This window comes from Microbacterium sp. LS_15 (assembly GCF_041954735.1).
Lineage (GTDB): Bacteria > Actinomycetota > Actinomycetes > Actinomycetales > Microbacteriaceae > Microbacterium.
Genome location: NZ_JAVAYD010000022.1, coordinates 1 through 19,278, shown reverse-complemented (window position 1 = coordinate 19,278; position 19,278 = coordinate 1). Strand labels below are relative to the sequence as shown.

Sequence of the window (19,278 nt, the reverse complement as noted above, 5' to 3'; positions counted from 1 at the left end):
AGCCGCCCGACGGGGGCGGCAGACCTCTCACCGGCGTACCCGCAGACAGAGAAGAAGGAGTGGTCCCATGGAATGGCTCGACCCGCTCGCACTGTCCCGATGGCAGTTCGGTCTCACGACCGTCTACCACTACCTCTTCGTGCCCCTCACGATCGGCATGGCGCTCGTCGCGGCGATCTTCCAGACGGCATGGGTGCGCACCGGGAAGGTGCAGTACCTGCACCTCACGCGGTTCTTCGGCAAGATCTTCCTCATCAACTTCGCCATGGGCGTCGTCACCGGCATCGTGCAGGAGTTCCAGTTCGGCATGAACTGGTCGGACTACTCCCGGTTCGTGGGCGACGTGTTCGGGGCCCCGCTCGCGTTCGAGGGACTGCTCGCCTTCTTCTTCGAGGCCACGTTCATCGGGCTCTGGATCTTCGGCTGGGACAAGCTCCCGCAGAAGCTGCACCTCGCCACGATCTGGTGCGTCTCGATCGGCAGCATCCTGTCGGCGTACTTCATCATCGCCGCGAACGCGTTCATGCAGAACCCGGTCGGCTACGTCTTCAACCCCGAGACGAACCGCGCCGAGCTCACCGACTTCTGGGCGCTGCTCACGAACCCCGTCGCGCTCGCCGCGTTCCCGCACACGATCTTCGGTGCGCTCATGTTCGCCGCCGGCGTCGTGATCTCGGTGTCGGCCTGGCACCTCGCCCGCGGGCAGCACTTCGACACCATGCGCATCTCGCTGAAGTTCGGCCTGTGGGCGATGATCGTCTCGACCGCCGGCGTCGTGCTCACGGGCGACCAGCTGGGCCTCGCGATGTACGCGGCGCAGCCGATGAAGATGGCCGCGGCCGAGGCGACGTTCAACACGGTCTGCGGGCCGGATGCCTCCTTCAGTCTCTTCACGCTCGGCACCCCCGACGGCAGCTCCGAGCTGTTCAGCATCCGCGTGCCGTACCTGCTGTCGCTGCTGTCGACGCACACGTTCGACGCGTGCGTGCACGGCATCAACGACCTCAACGCCGAGTACGCGACGACGTTCGCCGACACCGGCCTCACCGAGTTCGCGCCGATCCTCTGGGTGACGTACTGGGCGTTCCGTTGGATGATCGGCCTCGGCATGGCCGCCGGCCTCGTCGCCGTCGTCGGCCTGTGGCTGACGCGCAAGGGCGCCAAGAAGCCTCCGGCGCCGTGGATGTGGAAGCTCGCGATCTGGTCGTTCCCGCTCGCGCTCCTCGCCAACATCATGGGGTGGGTGTTCACCGAGATGGGCCGCCAGCCGTGGATCGTCTTCGGACTCATGACCACCCGCGACGGCGTCTCACCCGGCGTCACCGGAGTCGACGTGCTGATCTCGCTCATCGCGTTCACGGCGATCTACGCCTCGCTCGCGATCGTCGAGGTGCGCCTCATCGTCAAGGCCGCGCAGAAGGGCCCCGACACCGACGAGCAACCCCACGAGGAGACGGCCCAGCTGCCGTCGGTCGTGTACTGAGAGGAAGGAACACCATGGATCTCGCAACGCTCTGGTTCTTCATCGTCGCCTTCTTCTTCGTCGGCTACTTCGTGCTCGACGGCTTCGACTTCGGCGTCGGCATGTCGCTGCCGTTCCTCGGCAAGGACGACGTCTCACGCCGCCAGGTCATCAACACGATCGGCCCGGTGTGGGACCTCAACGAGACGTGGGTCATCGTCGCCGGCGCCGTGCTGTTCGCGTCGTTCCCGGAGTGGTACGCCACGCTGTTCAGCGGGTTCTACCTGCCGCTGCTGCTGATCCTGCTCGCGCTGATCCTGCGCGGCGTCTCGTTCGAGTACCGCCATCAGCGCGACAGCCTCGCGTGGAAGCGCGGGTTCGACCGCATGATCGTGATCGGCTCCGTCGTGCCCGCACTGCTGTGGGGCGTCGCGTTCGGCAACATCGTGCAGGGCGTCGCGCTGAACGCCGACCACATCTACGTCGGCGGGTTCTTCGCGCTGCTCAACCCGTATGCACTGCTCGTGGGGGTGACCACGCTGCTGCTGTTCTTCCTGCACGGGGTGCTCTTCGTCGCGCTCAAGACCGACGGACCCGTGCACGAGGACGCGCATCGGCTCGCGAAGCTCGTCGCCGGACCCACCGTGCTCGCGGCCGCCGGCACCGTCGTGTGGACGGCCGTCATCGCCATGAACCGCGAGGCGCCGTTGCTGTGGCTCGTGCTCGGCGCCGGGGCGCTCGCCGCGGTCGCCCTGCTCGCCGCCGTCGGGCTGTCGCTCGTGCGGCGCGACGGCTGGGCGTTCTTCGCCGGCATGGTCACGGTGATGCTCGCGGTCGTGATGCTGTTCGCGGCGCTGTTCCCGTACGTGATGCCGTCGACCATCGACCCCGCGTACAGCCTGACGATCGCTAACGCGTCGAGCACGCGATATACGCTGGAGATCATGAGCTGGACGGCGCTGATCGCGACCCCGCTCGTGCTCGCCTACCAGGCGTGGACCTACTGGGTGTTCCGCAAGCGCGTCACCCGCCGCTCGATCGAGGGGGCTCCGGCGCACGCGTGAAACCCGTCGACATTCGGCTCGTCCGGTACGCGAGCGCCGCACGGGGGTTCCTGCTCCTGTCGGGCGTGATCGGCGTCGTGCAGACGGCGGTCACCGTCGCCTTCGCCTGGATGCTCACGGATGCCGTGACCGGCGCCCTCGCGGGACGCGACGTGACGGCATCCCTGCTGTGGCTCCTGGGTCTCGCGCTGCTGCGCGGCGCGCTGATCGCGGCGTCCGACGCGGCGGGCACACGGGCGGCGGCGAAGACGGGAATGCAGCTGCGCGCAGCCCTCATCGCGGCGATCGGCCGACTGGGCCCTGGTTGGCTCGCGCAGCGGAACCGCACCGAGATCGCCGTCACGGCAGGGCACGGGCTCGAAGCCCTCGACGCGTACTTCGCCCGGTACATCCCGCAGCTCGTGCTCACGGTCACCGCGACCCCGGTGATCCTCGCGGTGATGTGGTGGCAGGACTGGCCGAGCGGACTGACGGCCGCGATCACCCTGCCGCTGATCCCGCTCTTCCTCATCCTCATCGGCATCGCGACCCGCACCGTGCAGCGCCGCCAGTGGCAGACGCTGCAGCGGCTCGCGGCGCGGTTCGCCGACACCGTGCAGGGGCTCGCGACCCTGCGGCTGTTCGGCCGCGAGCGTCGCGCCGCCGCGCAGATCGAGCACACGGCCGACGAGTACCGCCGCGAGACCATGAAGGTGCTGCGGTTCTCGTTCCTGTCGGGCTTCGCGATGGAGCTGCTGTCGTCGCTCGCCGTCGCGCTCATCGCGGTGGCGGTGGGATTCCGGCTGCTGTCGGGTGACCTGTCGCTCGAGGTCGGGCTGTTCGTGCTGCTGCTCGCCCCGGAGGCGTTCCTGCCGATCCGCCAGGTCGGCGTGCAGTTCCACGCCGCCGCGGAGGGCGTAGCCGCGACCGAGGACGTCTTCGCGGTGCTCGACGAGGCGGGGGCGTCGGCTCACCGCGTTTCGTCTCGCTCCGCTCGCTCAACGACCGGGGGAAGGTCGGTGAGCGAGGAGCGCAGCGACGAGACGAAACGCGCCGGGAGTCTGCTCGAGGTCACCGACCTCCGCGTGCGGGATCTCCCACCCGTGTCGTTCGAGGCGACGCCCGGAACGATCACGCTCATCGAGGGGCCGAGCGGAGCCGGCAAGTCCAGCCTGCTCGCCGCGCTGCGCGGGGCCGTCGCGTTCGACGGGGCCGCCACCGTCGGCGGCATCGACGCTCGCGGGCTGTCGCCCGCCGACTGGCTGGCGTGGGCGGGGCAGCGCCCGCAGCTGAGCCGCGGGACGATCGCCGCGAACGTCTCCCTCGGCGACGAGGCGCCGGATGCCGTCGCCGTCCGCCGCGCGCTGGACGCGGCCTGCGCCGACGACCTCGACCCCTCGTTGGAGCTCGGCGTGCAGGGGAGCGGCCTCTCCGGAGGCCAGGCGCAGCGCGTCGCCGTCGCCCGCGCGCTGTACCGCCAGGCTCGTCGGCCCGACGCGGTGCTCGCTCTCGACGAGCCGTCGAGCGCGCTCGACGCCGAGACCGAGCAGCGGCTGTGGGACTCGCTGCGCGAACGCGCGGATGCCGGAGCCACCGTGCTCGTCGTGTCGCACCGCCGCTCGGCCCGCCGCATCGCCGACCGGATCGTGGAGCTGGGGGTGAGAGTGTGAGCGACGGCATCCGCTCCGTGTCGCGCGCCGACCGCATCCGCGAGGTGCTGAGGCTCGCGCAGCCGCCGTTCCTGCGCTTCCTGCCCGGGCTCGTGTGGGGGGTGCTGTCGGCGGGCGCCGCGGTGAGCCTGCTCGCGGTGAGCGGCTGGCTGATCGTCAGCGCGTCGATCGTCGACTCGCTCGTGCCCCTGTCGATCGCGGTCGTCGGCGTGCGGTTCTTCGCTGTGACGCGCGCGGTCACCCGGTATCTCGAACGCCTGAGCGGACACGACGCCGCCCTGCGGCAGCTGTCGACGACGCGCGCCGACATGGTGCGCCGGCTCACGCCCCTGTCGCCCGCGGGTCTCGGACGCACCGACCACGGACGGGTGCTGTCGGCCCTCGTCGACGACGTCGAGAACCTGCAGAACCTGCCCCTGCGGGTGGTGCAGCCGTTGGCGGTCTCGGGCGTCGTCGCGCTCGGCGCCGTCGGATTCCTGCTGTTCGTGTCGGTGCCCGCCGCGCTCACGCTCGCGGTGTGCCTCGTCGTCGCCGCGCTGGCCGCCGTCGGTCTCGGCTGGCTGTTCGGCTCGCGGGCCGAAGCCGTCGTGTCGACCCGCCGCGGTGACCTCACCGCCGCGCTCACCGACTACATCGGCGGACTCGACGTGCTGCTCGCCTACGGAGCCGAATCCCAGGCCCGCGAGCGGGTGCAGCAGGCGGATGCCGCACTGCGGCGCGCCGTGGGTCGGGCCTCGCTCGCGCAGGCCGTCGCCGCGGGAGTCGTGTCGGCCGTCGCGGGCGCGGCCTCCGTCTGGGCGCTCGCCGCCGCCGCTCCCGGTCTCGTCACCGGGGTCATCGACGGTCCGTGGCTCGCGGTCGCGGTGCTCGTGCCGATGGTGGTGTTCGAGGTGTTCGGGGCGGTGCCGATCGCCGCGGCATCCTGGCGGAGCGTGCGCGCGAGCGCCGAGCGCATCGTCGACGTGCTCCCCGACCGGATGCCGGAGCAGCTGCGTTCCGACGACGGTGCCGACACGGAGATCGACGGGACGCCCGCGCTGCGGTTGCACGCTGTGCGGGCGGAGTGGCCGGGCGGTGCGCCTGCGCTGCGCGGGGTCGACCTCGAGCTGCGACCGGGGGAGCGGGTGCTGGTGTCAGGGCCGAGCGGGGCGGGCAAGAGCTCGCTCGCCGCCGTACTCGTGGGGTTCCTGCGCGCGGAGGGGACCTACACCGTCGGCGGCACCGACGCGTCGGCGCTGTCGGGCGAGGCACTGCGGCGGACGATCGGTCTGTGCGAGCAGAGCCCGCAGCTGTTCGACGAGGACATCCGGCAGAACCTGCTGTTCGCCAGGGACACCGCCACCGACGAGGAGCAGCTCGCCGTGCTCGACCGGGTCGGCCTCGGAGAGTGGGTGCGCGACCGCGGCGGACTGGACGCGCGGGTCGGCGACCGCGGCGGCCTCGTGTCGGGCGGACAGGCTCAGCGCATCGCGCTCGCCAGGGCGCTGCTGCGCGGATTCCCCGTCCTCGTGCTCGACGAGCCGACGGCCGGCGTCGACCCGGACGCCTCGGACGCCCTGCTCGCCGATCTGCTGGGCGCGGCAGGGGTGCAGTCGGTCCTGCTCATCTCGCATGTCGCCCCGCCGGCGGGCAGCGTCGACCGCGTCGTGCGCCTCGACGACGGCCGCACCGTCTGACGCCGCGGGGTTCGTCGCGCTTTTCGTCACTTCGACTCGCTCCGCTCGCTCAGTACGGCGCTCACTCCGCTCGCTCAACGACCGGTGCCCGTCCCCGCGGGTCGTTGAGCGAGGAGCGCAGCGACGAGACGAAACGCGGTGACTGTCGTCAGACGCTGAGGTCGGCGCGGGGTTCCATCACGATGCCCTGCGCTTCGAAGACGCGGCGGCGTTCCTCGATGCGGCGGTGCAGTTCCCGCTGCGCCTCGTCGACGAGCTGCGGGTCGAGGTCCACGGTCGCCGGGTGCGGATCGCCGTGGTTCGCCGCGATGTACGCGTCGAGCTCCGGACCCGAGGTCCACGAGGTGATGAGCGCGAAGCGCGGGGCGACGCCCCGGTGCCACACCGCGTGCCAGAAACGCTGCGTGTCGACGATGATGCGAGATCCGGCGTGCAGCGGCATCCTGATCTCGGTCGCCGGGTCGAATCGGTCGGACCGCAGGATGAGCAGGGAGTCGGGGTCGTCGGTGAGGTTGTAGTACCCGCGGACGACCCACCCGGTGCCGTCGTCGTTGAGGCGGTTGTTGTCGTCCTGGTGCAGGTTGTAGATCGCGTCGGCGTAGGTGTTGGGCTGCAGTTCGATCACGCGGCAGCGGCCGACGCCGGCGCCGGGTTCGAGGGCGCGGCGCTGCAGCGTCGGGGCGAGCGCGACCTGCGACGGCACCCACACGCCGTCCTTGTCGGTGCGGGGTGGGGTGTGGTTCCAGAAGCCGTTGCACTCGATGTCGCCCGCGTAGCTGGCGAGCGGTGCGAACCGGGTGACGCCCGACGACCGCCAGCCGATGTACTGCAGGTCGAGCCATTCGGCGGGGTCGGCGGTCTGGTCGTGATCGTCGAGGACGACGTATCCGGTCTCGGCGAGAGCCGCCGACGTGATGAAAGCCATGGTGCGCATCCTCCCGTTTAGGCAATCCTAACTTGGATGCCGTGGCGTCGCCGGGACCCGGCGACCGGACAAAATCGCGGGGATACCCTGGGGACATGACTCAGCCGCTGGGCGCCCTCCTCGTGGGCAGTGTGAACTACGACGATGCCGAGACGACGATCCGCACGGCGGCGGAGGTCCTCGGCACGCGGCTGCGTCGCATCCCCGACGGCGAGGTGGGCAAGCGCTTCCACTGGATCATGTTCCAGCCCGACGTGCTCGGCGAGGCGGAGGGGATCGAGCGCATCGGCGACGAACCCGTCCCGTTCCCGGCCGGGATCGACGCGCGTCCGCTGCGCATCGGCGAGGGGGTGGATGCCGCCGGCATCCGTCTTCCCGCCCTCGGCTACGCGGATGCCGCGATCGAGTCGTACGCGATCTTCACGCGTCTGCGCGGGGAGGGCGTCGTTCCGGAGGGCACCCGCTTCCAGGTCTCGCTGCCGACGCCGGTCGCCGTGGTGACCTCGTTCTTCTTCGGGGACGACCGCGCCGCGATCGCTCCCGTGTACACGGCCGCCCTGCGGCGTGAGCTCGACGGCATCCTCGCGGCGATCCCGCACGACGACCTCGCGATCCAGTGGGATGTCGCGAGCGAGATGGGCGTCATCGAGGCCGCGCCCGCCTTCGGTCGTGTCATGGACGTGTGGTGGGAGGGAGACCCGTTCCCCGGGCTCGTCGCCCAGCTCGCGGAACTCATCGACGCCGTCCCGGTGGACGTCGAGGTCGGCGTGCACCTCTGCTACGGCGACGTCGCCGAGAAGCACTTCTTCGAGCCGACGGACGCCGCGAACCTCGTGCGCTACGCGAACGCCGTGGTCGCGGCATCCGGGCGCGAGCTGACCTGGCTGCACCTGCCCGTACCGATCGAGCGCGACGACGACGCGTACTTCGCGCCGCTCGCCGACCTCGCCTACGGCGGCGAGCTGTACCTCGGCCTCGTGCACCGCGAGGACGCCGCGGCGGGGGCCGAGAAGCGCATCGCGGTCGCGCAGCGGTACGTGCCGGAGTTCGGCGTCGCGACCGAGTGCGGCATCGGACGCGCGCCCGCGGGCACGACCGAGGGCATCCTGCGCACGCACGCGGAGGTCGCGCGGCCCTGGTGAGGCGGGGTGCGCGGGTTGGGTCGGCGCCTGCTGCGGGGTGAGGTGGCGCCTCCTGCGGGATTCCTCGAGGAGTGCGGCAGCGGGTGCCACCCGAGCGAGGGAAGGATGCCGATTCGCGCCGCGGGGCGCGGTGTCGTAAGCTTGTCCGCGGTGACGTGTCCGAGCGGCCGAAGGTGCAACTCTCGAAAAGTTGTGTAGGGTAACCCCCTACCGTGGGTTCAAATCCCACCGTCACCGCCATGGAAACCCCCGAGAAATCGGGGGTTTTTCCGTATCCGGGGCGGGCGTGGTGCATCCGTGGTGCAGATTCCGATGATGCCTCGATGGGATCCGCCTCCAGGATTCCCGAGATGCTGATGCGATCTGCGTTCAGATCCCCCCGCCACCGCCACCACGAAGGCCCCGAATCCCGTGGGACACACTGGGATGTGGGACCTTACGTCATGCTCAGGCGACGGGTTGCGGTAACTCAGCGCTCGCGGCTCGCACGCGGGCACAAGACGAGCGAGCCGAACGTCTGGAACATGCCGCGCAGCTTCGCGATCTCTCTTCGTCAGAACAACACGCGAACAACGATCAAGTCCAGACACGAGCTCACTCGGTCTGCTGCTCGGCGCGAACTTCACGCCCGGCACGATCGCGCCGATCGCATGCACGAGTGTCCACGAGGCTCCGTCATCGAAGAAGCTGACCGACGGTCGTGAGGTCCGCAGCGTCGCTCGATCCGCCGGTGGCATGGGCGAGCACGTGGTGGGCTTCGGGTGCGAGCGCCCAGTACGGGGGGGGGGGCACGGTGCCGCGGCGGTAGTGAGCGTAGTACGGGAAGTCGTCGGGGAACACGTCGCTGATCGCGACGAGTATGCAGCGCGGGATGGTCCGGCCACCGCGGTAGGTGCAGAGGAACCCGTCTCGGCGGCAGACTTCGGCACGCGTGCGGTCAGCGACGCGGCGAGAGGTACGGGTGTCGCTGCCGGCGGTGGTCGCCCGTGGAGGGCCCCGCGTCGTTACGGAGGGTATGGATCTCGCGCTTCACCGGATGAGATGTGTGAGGGTTCTCGGGCACCGGTGGGTCGGGGCTTTATTCTGCCAGCCTCTGGCGGCACAGAAGGGGCCTCACCCGACGTCGAGAGAGGCCCCATTGAATCCGGTCAGGACTAACTATCCGTTTGGGCAGCGGTGTGTGCGTGGGACGGTACCCACGCGGCCGAACGCGATGCGGCGGCACCTATGGCGATCCATGCCGCGACGGCGACGAAGGCCATCACTCCGACGTAGCCCGGGATGACTCCCATCACCAGGAGCGGCGTGAGAATGACGGCGACGACTGCAATCAGAAGCGATACTCGCCGGTGCGTCTTTCGGGTGATCTTGTTGAACATGGGTGCTCCTCCGATCGAACGTTGGCCAGTCTAATCACGGGCAGTGGACGGTGCCACGGGGCTCGACGAACGGGTTGTTGCCGACGGGGGTGTAGAACCAGCCGAGGCAGTTGCCGGCAGCGTACGCCCCCTGTGCGACTGCGGCGGCGACGCCCCAGCCCAGTGCGCAAAGTCCACCGAAGCCGAAGTTGATAGCGGCACATCCGGCCGCAATCGCGGTAGCTGCGGTCGGCCCGCCCGCGGCGATGGCCTTGGTCTCGTTCCTGTTGAAGTAGATCGAGCACCAGCCGGGTCCACAACCCGTCGTCGGGTCAGCCACGACGGGGAACGCCGCGCCTTCCGTGGAAACGGTCTGCGTGAGGATGTTCCCCTCGACGCTGTAGGACGTCGGCAGGTCCCTTCCGTCGGCGTCCCGCGCCCACGGCGTCTCGATGTAGTTGACGAAGTTCCCCGCGGCATCCGTCACGGTGACCGAGCCGTCGTCGTTGAGAGTGAGCGAGGCGTCGGCCGCACCGATCTCGAAGCTGTAAGTGCTCGGAGCGGTCTCGTCCTGAAGGACGATGAATCCGGCGTTCGTCCCGCTGGTGCCCACGCCGGTCACAAAGCCGTGATCATCCGCGGTGTACACCGTGGCGTTGTCAGACGCGGAAGCCGGTGCATCGGTCACGGGGACGATGTCCACCGGGGCCACGAACGTCTCAGCGTCAGAGAGGTCCGCCCCCGCCGCCGCCTTGAGCGACTGCTGGTCCACCGACCCCTGCGGCGACTGCAGCAGCCCCTGGGACTCGACAATGGACAACGGGTCGAAGCTGTCCTCGGCCGCCACAGCCGGTCCGGCGGCGAATGCACCGACCCCGACGAATGAAGCGACCACGGCCAACGTCAGCAGTGGGTTTCTTGTAGTGCGCAATGGATATTCCAATCGATGTCCGCGAGCCGCGAGGGAAGCTCCTTCGCCGCCCGCTCTCTCCGGTTATCTCCTTTCAACGTACGTCGACTCATCGCGCGAATCTGTCGGCATTTGGGAGGACAAACTTTCGTCGGGGTCGCGTTGCCCAATCGTCTGTCGACCGTTCGGCGGCAATCGAGCGCTACAGGTGAGGAGATGACGCCGTATGCGCCCCAGCCGTCGCCGTTGTAGTCACCACCGCCGAAGATCGTCGAGAACTGGTTCCATCCCTGGCCGAGTCGTTGCCCTGCGCCGAGCCCGTTGCTCGTTCCGCAGTATCCCCACAGTTCTCCGGTTGAGGTACGGCCGATGACATCGCCGTGACCGATCTGGACGGGGTTCCCCAGACCGCGAGCTCAGCCCCGAATCGCGGCGTCGAGTTCGCTCATGAGCTGCGCCACTCGGGAGCTACCGGCCGGGGCGGACGGATACCGACGGAGTATCTCGGGCACGGGCGATGTCGCACGTGCCGCCAGGGCGAGAACCGCCTCGCGTGTGGCGCCCATCCTGAGCTCCGCAACGCGGGCGGCGCAGGCTGCGGCCCGAAGGATGTGACCGACCTGCGATGCCTTCGCGATCGGGTGGAGGTAGGCGGACGCCGCAGCATCTCCGCAGGCGAGAGCCGCGAGCTGTGCGGTCTCCTCGGCGACCGCCTTCGCCGCAAGGTGCGAGGCGAAGGCCGCGGTGCGCTGCCGGTTCGATCGAGCGGCACCCTCAGCGAAGATCCTCGCCGCGGCCAAGGCCTCACGCGGCCGGGAGTCGTTAGGGGCAACAGCCTCGAACTCCGGGAGCAGTCCCTGAGCGCAGTCGGCAGCGAAGCGCACGACGGCCCGCAGCTCGTCCATCGTCAGATCGATCTCGTCGCCGCCCCTGGCCCCATTGTTCCGTCTGACACCGGCAGAATCAGCCCGCTGCCCGGAGTCGAGGACGGGAGCTCCCCGGATCCGCCGACCGGTGATGTCCTCGAGCGGGGCGAATGATCAGCCCGTCAAGAGCGCGGCCGCGGGGATCAACTGCGCCGCACCGAGGGCGATTCCGACGATCGGCCACGCATACCCGCCCCGGTCGGTGAGAGCGAACGCGATTCCGATGACGCCGAGCACGAGGGCGACGGAGCCGAAGAAGACCGCGATCGGTAACGTGATGAACAGCAGCCATCCGTAGTTCGGATCCATCGCAGAAGCGAGGACGAAGACGATCGCTGTCGGCACGATCCCCACGAGTGCCACCGCGGTTGCCGCGATTCCACAGCCGAGGGCTCGACGACGGCGCGGCGGGGGAATCTGTGACACGGGAAGAGCTTAGTCAGCGTTGTCGGGTCCGGGCATGGACGTCCCCGTCCTCGCCGAGTCGGCACCGATTACGTGACGGCGTCGCCGATGACCGGAACGCCCCAGATGCGAGCGGCATCGGCGATGAGACGGTCCATGCCGTCGGGCGTCTCGCGGCGCAGGGGTGATCCGTCCCGCGTCACCGGCACGGGGATCGCGGCCTGTCCGGCGCCGTCCGAGACGATGAGGACCAGCGTCGGGTAGAGGAAAGCTCCCTCCTGGATACCGCCGAGCGTGACGGCTGCGATCCGGTCGCGCGGCACGATGTACGCGGTGAGCAGTCGTGCGCCGCCGCGGACCAGGCGGAACCCGGAGGGGTCGATCACGCCCGTCGGGCTCGACGTCGACAGACCTCGAGGCGCGGCCCCGAGACCCAGCGCGGGGATCGTGCGCGCGAGGAGCGCGGCGACGCCGCTCAGCGCGTAGGACCCGAACACGCGCGCCTGCGGCTCAGACTCCGCGAGGGCCCGCCGCTGGGCGCGTTGCAGCCGCTGGATGCGGCCGAGAACGATCCAGATGATCAGGCCGGCGAGCACCACTCCCGCAGCGAACACCAGCAGGGTCGCGGCGGGGGATTCGCCGGCGATCAGCGGACGCACGAGCGCCGCCCAGAGGAAGAAAGCCGTCAGTACGACGGCGATCGCGACGGCCAGTCTGCTCGCGGGCGGGTTCTGACGCACGGGCTGCTCCTTCGGGGCGCGGCGGTGGGCGGACCGACCGCCGCGCCGATAGGTAAGTAAGTTAGTTAGTAAGTAGGCTGAGAACATGGCGACACTCATCTACGGACCGAGCGATGTGCCGATCCACATCGAGGATCGCGCCCTCGCGCATCTCAAGATCGTCATCGCGACGAAGCTCCGCCGCAACGAGTCCTTCACGCTCTCATGGAAGCACGCCGAAGGCGAACCGGGCGGCCGCTCGACGATCTGGATCCACCCCTCGATCCCGCTGCGATTCGTGTTCGACGAGCCCGAGGCTCCGCAGATCAGCATGAAGTGGATCGAGCAGCTCGTCCACTCGGCGAATACGAGCGGCGGCATCGCGCTGGTCGACGAGGTGCTGAGCCCCGCCGAGATCGAGTCCTCGGACGCCTAGACGGCACCGGCTCTCCGGTCGCCCCACGCTCGTCCGCGAGGGTGCACGCGAGACCTACGCGGCCATTGCCGACCGACGCCCGCGACGGGTCGTGAGATGCTGCGGTCAGTGGGTGAGCACGAGCTTCGCGACCCCGATGCCGATGGCGACCGCCGCGAGGACGACGCCACCCCAGAGCCCCGACATCGTCAGCTTCCTGCCGCTGTACCGCTGCATGAACACCCCGACGAAGGCGAGGCGCACGGCGAGGATCCCCACGGCTGCCGCCTGAGCCCAGACCGGAGCGATCCACCCGGCCCACGCGGCGCCGTACACGAGCGCGGGGATGAGCGCCGAGGTGGCGATCGGGCGAGCCCGGCTGACGACGGCGCGGGCGGCGGCGCCGCGCGCCGACGGGGCGTCCTCCTCGTCGGTCTCGCCGAACCCCTGCGCGACGAGGTGGGCGAGCACGTGCGCGAGGAACGTCAGCACCCCCGTCGCCAGCACTGCCCACACCGCTGCGCCGTCGTCGATCTGATGCGGGCTCACGGCGAGGGCGGCGGCGAGCACGGTGATGTTGCCGTAGATGTACGACGACATCCGTTCGCGCATCTCCTCCACGGGCACGTGCGGCGGTTCCGGCCTGATCCGGGGCGGGCGGGCGCCGCGCGGGACGCCACGCCGCGCGCCGACCCTCCCGCCCGATCCCTGTCGCATGCCCTCAGTCTCTCACCGCAGGGGTCGCCGTCGAGAAAGGACGAGCGGTCGCCTCAGGCGCGTGCGTCCTCTCCCTCGGAGAGCGCGGCGATGAGCGCGCGGGCGGTGGATGCCGAGGACTGCGGGTTCTGGCCGGTGATGAGGGTGCCGTCGACGACCGTGTGCTCGCTCCACCGGTCTGCGACGACCACATCGGCGCCGAGCGTGCGCAGCGACGACTCCAGGAGGAACGGGGCCCTGTCGGCGAGTCCGCCGATGCGCTCCTCCTCGTCGGTGAACGCGGCGATCCGTCGCCCGGAGACGAGCGGCTCGGCGGTCCCGGTCGTCACCGGGAGGAGGGCGGCGAGACCGTGGCAGACGGCGACGAGCGGACGGCCGGCCGCGACCGTCTCGGCGATCACGGCGGCGGAGTCCGCGTCGACCGCGAGATCCTGCATCGGGCCGTGCCCGCCCGGGTAGTAGACGGCGTCATACGCGGACGCGTCGATGTCGGCGAGCGCGAGGGGCGCGCGCAGAGCGTCGATGGCGGCGATCGCCTCGGCATCCCCGTCGCGCAGGCTGCCGGGGTCGGCGACCGGGGCGACGCCGCCGGGTGTCGCGAAGGCGACGTCGTGGCAGGCCTCGGTGAGGAGGTCGTAGGGCGCGAGGAGTTCCTCCGCCCAGTATCCGGTGGGGTGCTCGGTGCCGTCGGCGAGGGTCCAGGTGCGCGCACCGGTGACGACGAAGAGGACAGTGGACATGATTCTCCTTGGATCGGACGGCCGGCCAGCTGAGCCGGATGCTGTCTGCAACCCCGATGTGAGCCGCGCCCTTCCGATAGGTTCGTGATATGTCCGATCGGAATTTCGATGGGCTGCGAGACGTGCAGCTCTGGCGCACCTTCCTCGCGGCGTACCGGCACGGCTCGGTCTCCGCGGCGGCACGGGCTCTCGGCGTCGCCCAGTCCTCGGTCACGGTGCACCTGCAGGCGCTCGAGGGGATCGTCGGGGCGCCCCTGTTCGAACGGCACGCGCGCGGCATCCGTCCGACACCGGGCGCGGACGAGCTCGCCGGCCGCATCGCCGGTCCGCTCGACGCGCTGGCCGAGGCGGTCGGGGCCCGCCCGGACGCACCGGCGGCGCCGGTCCGCCTCGGCGGGGCGTCGGAGTTCCTCGCCGCGGTCGGCCTTCCCGCAGTCGGTCCTCTCGTCGCCGGCGGGATGCTGCTCGCCGTGACGACGGGACTCGCCGACGACCTGCTCGACCGACTCAGGAACGGCGAGCTGGATGTCGTCGTCTCCGCCGTGCGCCCTCGTGGGCGGACATTGCCCGCCATGCCGCTGTTCGACGAGGAGTTCGCCCTCGTCGCGTCACCGCAGCACGGCATCCGTCCCTCCGCCGAGCTGCGCGCGAGCGACCTCGACGAGCACCCTCTCCTCGCCTACGGCCACGACCTGCCGATCCTCCGACGGTTCTGGCGTCACTCGTTCGGCATCCGGCTGGAGCGGAAGCCCGCCCTCGTCGCCCCCGACCTGCGCGCGCTCGCCGCGGCGGCCGTCGCCGGTGCGGGCGTCACAGTGCTGCCCACCTACCTGATCGCGGAGGAGCTCGCCGACGGGCGCCTGATCGAGCTGCGCCCGAGCGACGACCCGCCCATCAACACGGTCTTCCTCGTGCGGCGCCCCGGCCCGGTCGCACCGGCCGCCGCGCTCATCGAGCGGGCGCTGCGCGAGGCGACGACGGTGCTGTGACCGCACCGTTCGGTCCCGCGACCGGATGTGTTTGACCCTCACACTGTGTCATGGTCGAGTGTGGTCGACATCATGTACACCATCGGAGAATTCGCCGCCCTGGGACGGGTGAGCGTGCGCATGCTGCGGCACTACGACGCGATCGGCCTCCTGGCACCCACGCGGGTCGACGCCCGCACCGGCTACCGCTCCTACTCGATCGACCAGCTGCCCCTGCTGCTGACGATCGTGGAGCTGCGGGAGCTCGGGGTCGGACTGGATCGCATCGCGGAGCTGACGACCGCCGAGGATCAGGATGCTGCGCTGCGCACCGTCCTCGTCGAGCGTCGGCACGACCTCGAGGGGTCGATCGCCGCGGACCGCCTGCGCCTCGCCCGGATCGAGCGACGACTCCGTCACCTCGAAGGAGACATCATGTCGCAGGTCGCTTACAAGCACGTCCCCGCCGTCACGGTCTACGCCGCGCACGGCACCGCTCCGGGAATGGGACCGGAGAACGTCAGCCCGCTCATCGGTCCGCTCATCGGAGGACTCGACCGGGCGCTCGAAGCCGCGGGCCGTCCCCTCCTGGAGCCGGGCATCTTCTGGTACGACGCGGAGGGCGAGGAGAGTTTCGGCGTGCACGTCTCGTACCCCGCCGAGGCCGAGCCCGTCGCGGGCGACGGGTACGACGTCGTCGAGCTCCCCGACGTGCCGATCGCCGCGACCCTGCAGCACCGCGGCGACATGAGCGGCATCGAGGAGTCGTGGTCGACGCTCATGCAGCAGATCGTCGCCGACGGCTACCGCGTGGTCGGCCCCACCCGCGAGGTCTACCTGGAGGCCGACGGGCACGAGCCCGGCCCCGACTGGCTCACCGAGCTCCAGGCGCCGGTCGAGCGCGTCTGAGGGCAGCGGCGGCGGGCCCGGCCGCTGGTCGGACCCGCCGCCTGCTCACGGCTGGACGGGAGGAAGCATCCGGTGCGACAGCGCCCGCACCGAGCGCAGGCGCTGACCGTGGCGGAGGAAGAGCGCGATCCCGGCCAACCGACGACGCAGACCCCACCAGGTGACGAGGCTGAGCGACTCGGTGACGATCGCGCCGCTCATCTTCGACTCGCCGTGCACGCGCTCGACGAACGTGATCGGCACCTCGACGACGCGGAGTCCCCGCTCGAGCGCACGCCACAGCAGGTCGACCTGGAAGCAGTAGCCCTGGGATGCGACGTCGAAGAGGTCGATCCGGCGCAGGGCGGCCGCGCTGAACACGCGGTAGCCGCCCGTCGAGTCGCGGACGTCGATCCCCAGGGCGAGGCGCGCGTACAGGTTGCCACCGCGGCTGAGGATCTCACGGTGCCGCGACCAGTTGACGACCTTCCCGCCCGGCACCCAGCGGGAGCCGAGCACGAGGTCGTGGTCGATGAGCTGCTCCAGCAGTCGGGGCAGCTCCTCCGGGCGGTGCGAGCCGTCGGCATCCATCTCGACCAGCGCCCAGTAGTCGCGCTCCAATCCCCAGGCGAACCCCGCGAGGTAGGCGCCGCCCAGCCCGTCCTTCTCGGTGCGGTGCAGCACGGAGACCGCGGGGTGCCGCTCGGCCAGGGCGTCGGCGAGCTCGCCGGTCCCGTCGGGCGACGCGTCGTCGACGATCAGGATGTCGGCGTCGGCCGCTGCGAGCACCCGGTCGACGATCGACTCGATGTTCTCGATCTCGTTGTAGGTGGGGATGATGACGAGCGTCTCGTTCATGGCGGTCCTTTCGAAGTGTCAGCTCTGCAGTTCGGCGAAGACGATGAGGTTGTCGAGATAGTGCCCCGTCGAGGGGTCGAAGACGCCCCCGCAGGTGATGAGCCGCAGTTCCGGGGTCGGCACGTTGCTGTACACGGACGAGGTCGGGAATTCGGCCTTGGCGGACTGGATGCTGTCGCTCACCGCGAACACGCGCTCCGATCCGTCCGACAGGGTGACGACGATCTCGTCGCCGACGGCGAGCGAGCCGAGACCGGCGAAGACGGCAGGCGCCGACGGCGAGTCGACATGGCCGGCGATGATCGCCGGTCCCACCGCACCGGGGACGACGCCGCCCGAGTACCACCCGGCGAGGTCGTAGTCGACGGGGGCGGTGAGGCGACCGGTGCCGTCGAGCGTCAGGTCCTCGAGCGTCGAATCCACGCCGAGCGCGGGGATCGAGACGCGCGTCGGCACGGCGTCCTGTGCCGGGGGCGTGGGCGCGGCAGGATCCTGCAGCCCGCCGGCCGAGAACCCGCTCTGGGCGGTGGCCGACGGGGCGGGGGATGCCGGGCCGGTAGCGCCGCACGCCGCGAGGACCAGCGATACGGCGAGCACGCCGATCGCCGCGAGGGTGCGCATCCCACCGGCCCCGCGCATCAGACCTCTCCCGTCCCGCAGCCGCCGAGCGCGTCGTCGGTGAGCATCGCGGTCGACAGCATGACCCAGGACGCTCCGTAGTAGGTCGGATACCGCACGCTGAACTGCGCGGCGCGCTCGAGGTCGGAGGAGGCCGCCTCGGCGTCGCCGCTCGCGGAGGCGGATGCTGCGCGCGCGGTGTAGGCGAAGGCCGACTCGTCGGACGACAGGGAGCCGCCCCCGAGATCCAGGCGCGACGCCAGCTCGTCCTCCCGATCGAGGGTGGCGAGGGGACGACCGGCGAGAGCCACGTCGGCGGGATCGCAGGACTCCGCGTACCGCAGCAGGAGCCGCGGCGCGTCGAACCCGTACTGCACGGGATCGCCTCCACCGCGCGGCCCCGGCATGGGCTCGACGAGTCCGTCGGCGTGCACCTGGGCCCAGTCGGGCGGCAGATCAGTGGCATCGAGGATCGTGCCGGTGACCTGAGCGCTGCCCGCCTGCAGTTCGGCCCAGCGCGGATCGCCCGTCGCCGCACCGAGGACCTGGAACGCCACGGGCGACGCATAGCTGGGGTTGTAGGCGTACGGCTCGCGGTCGGCCGCCCACAACCCGGGCAGAAGGATGCGTCCCTGCGCGGTCTGCACCGTGAGGCGGTCGGCGATCACGGTCGCGAGCTCCACGCCCTCCGCGCGCAGGTCCTCGCGCCCGAAGCGGTCCCCCGCCAGCACGAGAGCGCGGGCGGCGTCGAGGTCGGCATCGGTCGCCGGTTCGTCGTCGACGACCTTCCCGTCGTCCCACCGCCAGGCCATGAGCCCGTCGGGGCGCAGCAGCTCGGCGCGCGTCCAGTCCCAGACCTCGTCGAAGCGCTGCTCGTCGTCGGCGAGCAGGGCCGCGAAGAGTCCGTACGCCTGGCCTTCGCTGACGGTGTCGCCGCCTTCGTCGCGCCGGACGACGCGTCCGTCCTCGACCCACTCGTCGAGGAACGAGGTCGCGAGGTCGGCGGCGACGAGATCAGGTGCCCGCGTCTCCTCCGGAGGCAGGGGCGACGAGGTGGCGGCGGGCGACGAGTCGGGCGGGCCGGTGTCGGCGGTGTTCAGGCCGACGGCGACCGCCGCGGTCCCCGCCGTCACCACCACGGCGGCCGCGGCGATCGCGATCAGAGCGGGGCGGCGCATCAGAGCGCCTCCCGCACCTGCTTCGCCGGAGCCGTTCCGTCGGCCTCGGCGTGGGCGAGGTAGCCGCCGCCCGTGTCGACGCCGCCATCCGGCACGTCTCCCACGGAGGCGCTGTCGAGGATCGGCAGGATCGTGAGTCCGCCGCTGGAGGTGTCGAGCACGAACAGCGTCGTGACGCTGCCCGCGGCGACCGACACGTCCGCGGTGTCCTGCACGCCCTTGCCGGTGAGGTCGAGGGTCCAGTCGCCGGCGGGGATCTCGGCGTATCCGGTGGCCGATCCGGCCTTCGCATCCTTCGCGATCGGGTCGCCCTGCGCGGTCGTGACGTCGACCTCCGGCGTGATCGTCGACGCCTGGATGAGGCGGATGCGGGCCGAACCGGCCGCAGGCTGCGACAGGTCGTCGTCGAACGCCCGCACCTGCAGGTCGTCGGTCGGTCCGTAGGCCGCGACCGTCGTCGCGGTGCCGGCGTCGACCGTCACCGTCTCCGAGATCACGGGCACGTCCGACCCCGACGAACCGGCAGGCACCATGCTGACCGTGTACGACCCGGCCGGGAGCTCCTGGTAGGTCGAGACGTCGCCGTAGCCGACGCCGTCGAGCTCGAAGAGCGTCGATCCGCCGCGCACGGCCGAGACGCGCACGTCGACGGACTTCGTG

At 70.6% G+C, this 19,278-nt stretch carries 20 protein-coding genes and 1 tRNA gene; 9 read left to right on the top strand and 12 right to left on the bottom strand.

The annotated features are described in order from the left end of the window. The first annotated feature begins 67 nt into the window (after nt 1–67). Genes RAC69_RS16350 through cydC form a run of 4 tightly spaced genes read left to right on the top strand, consistent with a single transcriptional unit; the run spans nt 68 to nt 5,851 of the window. Complete coding sequence (locus RAC69_RS16350) at nt 68–1,483, top strand: cytochrome ubiquinol oxidase subunit I (protein WP_341933372.1); 1,416 nt, start codon at nt 68–70, stop codon at nt 1,481–1,483. Nucleotides 1,484–1,497: 14 nt separating this feature from the next. Then, nucleotides 1,498–2,526 (top strand): cytochrome d ubiquinol oxidase subunit II, encoded by a 1,029-nt coding sequence (gene cydB / locus RAC69_RS16345; protein WP_375087763.1) that lies wholly within the window; start codon nt 1,498–1,500, stop codon nt 2,524–2,526. Beyond that, complete coding sequence (gene cydD / locus RAC69_RS16340; RefSeq protein WP_375087762.1) at nt 2,523–4,175, top strand: thiol reductant ABC exporter subunit CydD; 1,653 nt, start codon at nt 2,523–2,525, stop codon at nt 4,173–4,175. The genes cydB and cydD overlap by 4 nt, the downstream gene beginning before the upstream one ends. Continuing rightward, nucleotides 4,172–5,851: a thiol reductant ABC exporter subunit CydC gene (gene cydC, locus RAC69_RS16335; protein ID WP_375087761.1), complete on the top strand. Its 1,680-nt coding sequence runs from the start codon at nt 4,172–4,174 to the stop codon at nt 5,849–5,851. The genes cydD and cydC overlap by 4 nt, the downstream gene beginning before the upstream one ends. 148 nt (nt 5,852–5,999) lie before the next feature. Here cydC and RAC69_RS16330 read toward each other — a convergent pair whose 3' ends face one another. Then, a complete protein-coding gene (locus tag RAC69_RS16330) occupies nt 6,000–6,776 on the bottom strand; it encodes a hypothetical protein (RefSeq protein WP_375087760.1) in 777 nt (258 codons plus the stop codon). A gap of 95 nt (nt 6,777–6,871) precedes the next feature. On the opposite strand from RAC69_RS16330, the gene RAC69_RS16325 reads away from it, so the two are divergent. Then, nucleotides 6,872–7,918, top strand: a complete 1,047-nt coding sequence (locus RAC69_RS16325; RefSeq protein WP_375087759.1) for a hypothetical protein — start codon at nt 6,872–6,874, stop codon at nt 7,916–7,918. A 149-nt stretch (nt 7,919–8,067) separates the two neighbouring features. Beyond that, a tRNA-Ser gene (locus RAC69_RS16320) sits at nt 8,068–8,158 on the top strand. 914 nt (nt 8,159–9,072) lie between these two features. Here RAC69_RS16320 and RAC69_RS16315 read toward each other — a convergent pair. The 5 genes from RAC69_RS16315 to RAC69_RS16295 all read right to left on the bottom strand — a co-directional run bounded on the left by RAC69_RS16315 (nt 9,073) and on the right by RAC69_RS16295 (nt 12,344). Then, nucleotides 9,073–9,297, bottom strand: a complete 225-nt coding sequence (locus tag RAC69_RS16315; RefSeq protein ID WP_375087758.1) for a hypothetical protein — start codon at nt 9,295–9,297, stop codon at nt 9,073–9,075. Nucleotides 9,298–9,331: 34 nt separating this feature from the next. Further along, nucleotides 9,332–10,171, bottom strand: a complete 840-nt coding sequence (locus tag RAC69_RS16310) for a hypothetical protein (protein WP_375087757.1) — start codon at nt 10,169–10,171, stop codon at nt 9,332–9,334. 431 nt (nt 10,172–10,602) lie between these two features. After that, nucleotides 10,603–11,091 (bottom strand): putative immunity protein, encoded by a 489-nt coding sequence (locus RAC69_RS16305; RefSeq protein ID WP_375087756.1) that lies wholly within the window; start codon nt 11,089–11,091, stop codon nt 10,603–10,605. Between the two features lie 135 nt (nt 11,092–11,226). Next, nucleotides 11,227–11,538 carry a hypothetical protein gene (locus RAC69_RS16300; RefSeq protein ID WP_375087755.1) on the bottom strand — a complete coding sequence of 104 codons (312 nt, stop codon included), beginning with the start codon at nt 11,536–11,538 and terminating at the stop codon, nt 11,227–11,229. Between the two features lie 68 nt (nt 11,539–11,606). Beyond that, the gene (locus RAC69_RS16295; RefSeq protein ID WP_375087754.1) at nt 11,607–12,344 is read right to left on the bottom strand and encodes a hypothetical protein; all 738 of its coding nucleotides are present in this window, start codon (nt 12,342–12,344) and stop codon (nt 11,607–11,609) included. Between RAC69_RS16295 and RAC69_RS16290 the strand changes: the two genes are divergently transcribed. Further along, complete coding sequence (locus RAC69_RS16290) at nt 12,343–12,672, top strand: hypothetical protein (protein WP_341933462.1); 330 nt, start codon at nt 12,343–12,345, stop codon at nt 12,670–12,672. The genes RAC69_RS16295 and RAC69_RS16290 overlap by 2 nt on opposite strands. Nucleotides 12,673–12,777: 105 nt before the next feature. Here RAC69_RS16290 and RAC69_RS16285 read toward each other — a convergent pair whose 3' ends face one another. Together RAC69_RS16285 and RAC69_RS16280 are read right to left on the bottom strand one after the other, a co-directional pair. After that, on the bottom strand, nt 12,778–13,368 hold the full coding sequence (locus tag RAC69_RS16285) for a hypothetical protein (RefSeq protein WP_375087753.1): 591 nt from the start codon (nt 13,366–13,368) through the stop codon (nt 12,778–12,780). A gap of 53 nt (nt 13,369–13,421) precedes the next feature. Further along, the gene (locus RAC69_RS16280) at nt 13,422–14,108 is read right to left on the bottom strand and encodes a type 1 glutamine amidotransferase domain-containing protein (protein WP_375087752.1); all 687 of its coding nucleotides are present in this window, start codon (nt 14,106–14,108) and stop codon (nt 13,422–13,424) included. A gap of 89 nt (nt 14,109–14,197) precedes the next feature. Here RAC69_RS16280 and RAC69_RS16275 point away from each other — a divergent pair, with 89 nt between their 5' ends. Together RAC69_RS16275 and RAC69_RS16270 are read left to right on the top strand one after the other, a co-directional pair. Further along, the gene (locus RAC69_RS16275; RefSeq protein ID WP_375087751.1) at nt 14,198–15,097 is read left to right on the top strand and encodes a LysR family transcriptional regulator; all 900 of its coding nucleotides are present in this window, start codon (nt 14,198–14,200) and stop codon (nt 15,095–15,097) included. Between the two features lie 45 nt (nt 15,098–15,142). Further along, nucleotides 15,143–15,985 (top strand): MerR family transcriptional regulator, encoded by an 843-nt coding sequence (locus RAC69_RS16270; protein ID WP_375087750.1) that lies wholly within the window; start codon nt 15,143–15,145, stop codon nt 15,983–15,985. Nucleotides 15,986–16,030: 45 nt separating this feature from the next. Here RAC69_RS16270 and RAC69_RS16265 read toward each other — a convergent pair whose 3' ends face one another. The 4 genes from RAC69_RS16265 to RAC69_RS16250 all read right to left on the bottom strand — a co-directional run. Continuing rightward, nucleotides 16,031–16,822, bottom strand: coding sequence for a polyprenol monophosphomannose synthase (locus tag RAC69_RS16265; RefSeq protein ID WP_375087749.1), 792 nt, complete (start codon nt 16,820–16,822; stop codon nt 16,031–16,033). An 18-nt stretch (nt 16,823–16,840) separates the two neighbouring features. Further along, nucleotides 16,841–17,461 carry a class F sortase gene (locus RAC69_RS16260; RefSeq protein WP_375082804.1) on the bottom strand — a complete coding sequence of 207 codons (621 nt, stop codon included), beginning with the start codon at nt 17,459–17,461 and terminating at the stop codon, nt 16,841–16,843. Then, on the bottom strand, nt 17,461–18,618 hold the full coding sequence (locus tag RAC69_RS16255) for a glycosyl hydrolase family 8 (RefSeq protein WP_375087748.1): 1,158 nt from the start codon (nt 18,616–18,618) through the stop codon (nt 17,461–17,463). Before RAC69_RS16255 ends, RAC69_RS16260 begins: the two co-directional genes overlap by 1 nt. Further along, the coding region (locus RAC69_RS16250; RefSeq protein ID WP_375087747.1) for a DUF4397 domain-containing protein at nt 18,618–19,278 on the bottom strand (661 nt) is incomplete at its 5' end. The genes RAC69_RS16255 and RAC69_RS16250, both read right to left, overlap by 1 nt.

Coding starts and splice junctions, on each gene's coding strand:
- RAC69_RS16305 (WP_375087756.1), bottom strand. CDS start 11,091: ATGGACGAGCTGCGGGCCGTCGTGCGCTTCGCTGCCGACTGCGCTCAG.
- RAC69_RS16330 (WP_375087760.1), bottom strand. CDS start 6,776: ATGGCTTTCATCACGTCGGCGGCTCTCGCCGAGACCGGATACGTCGTC.
- RAC69_RS16265 (WP_375087749.1), bottom strand. CDS start 16,822: ATGAACGAGACGCTCGTCATCATCCCCACCTACAACGAGATCGAGAAC.
- RAC69_RS16280 (WP_375087752.1), bottom strand. CDS start 14,108: ATGTCCACTGTCCTCTTCGTCGTCACCGGTGCGCGCACCTGGACCCTC.
- RAC69_RS16275 (WP_375087751.1), top strand. CDS start 14,198: ATGTCCGATCGGAATTTCGATGGGCTGCGAGACGTGCAGCTCTGGCGC.
- RAC69_RS16285 (WP_375087753.1), bottom strand. CDS start 13,368: ATGCGACAGGGATCGGGCGGGAGGGTCGGCGCGCGGCGTGGCGTCCCG.
- RAC69_RS16350 (WP_341933372.1), top strand. CDS start 68: ATGGAATGGCTCGACCCGCTCGCACTGTCCCGATGGCAGTTCGGTCTC.
- RAC69_RS16290 (WP_341933462.1), top strand. CDS start 12,343: ATGGCGACACTCATCTACGGACCGAGCGATGTGCCGATCCACATCGAG.
- RAC69_RS16260 (WP_375082804.1), bottom strand. CDS start 17,461: ATGCGCGGGGCCGGTGGGATGCGCACCCTCGCGGCGATCGGCGTGCTC.
- RAC69_RS16325 (WP_375087759.1), top strand. CDS start 6,872: ATGACTCAGCCGCTGGGCGCCCTCCTCGTGGGCAGTGTGAACTACGAC.
- RAC69_RS16255 (WP_375087748.1), bottom strand. CDS start 18,618: ATGCGCCGCCCCGCTCTGATCGCGATCGCCGCGGCCGCCGTGGTGGTG.
- cydB (WP_375087763.1), top strand. CDS start 1,498: ATGGATCTCGCAACGCTCTGGTTCTTCATCGTCGCCTTCTTCTTCGTC.
- RAC69_RS16295 (WP_375087754.1), bottom strand. CDS start 12,344: ATGTTCTCAGCCTACTTACTAACTAACTTACTTACCTATCGGCGCGGC.
- RAC69_RS16315 (WP_375087758.1), bottom strand. CDS start 9,297: ATGTTCAACAAGATCACCCGAAAGACGCACCGGCGAGTATCGCTTCTG.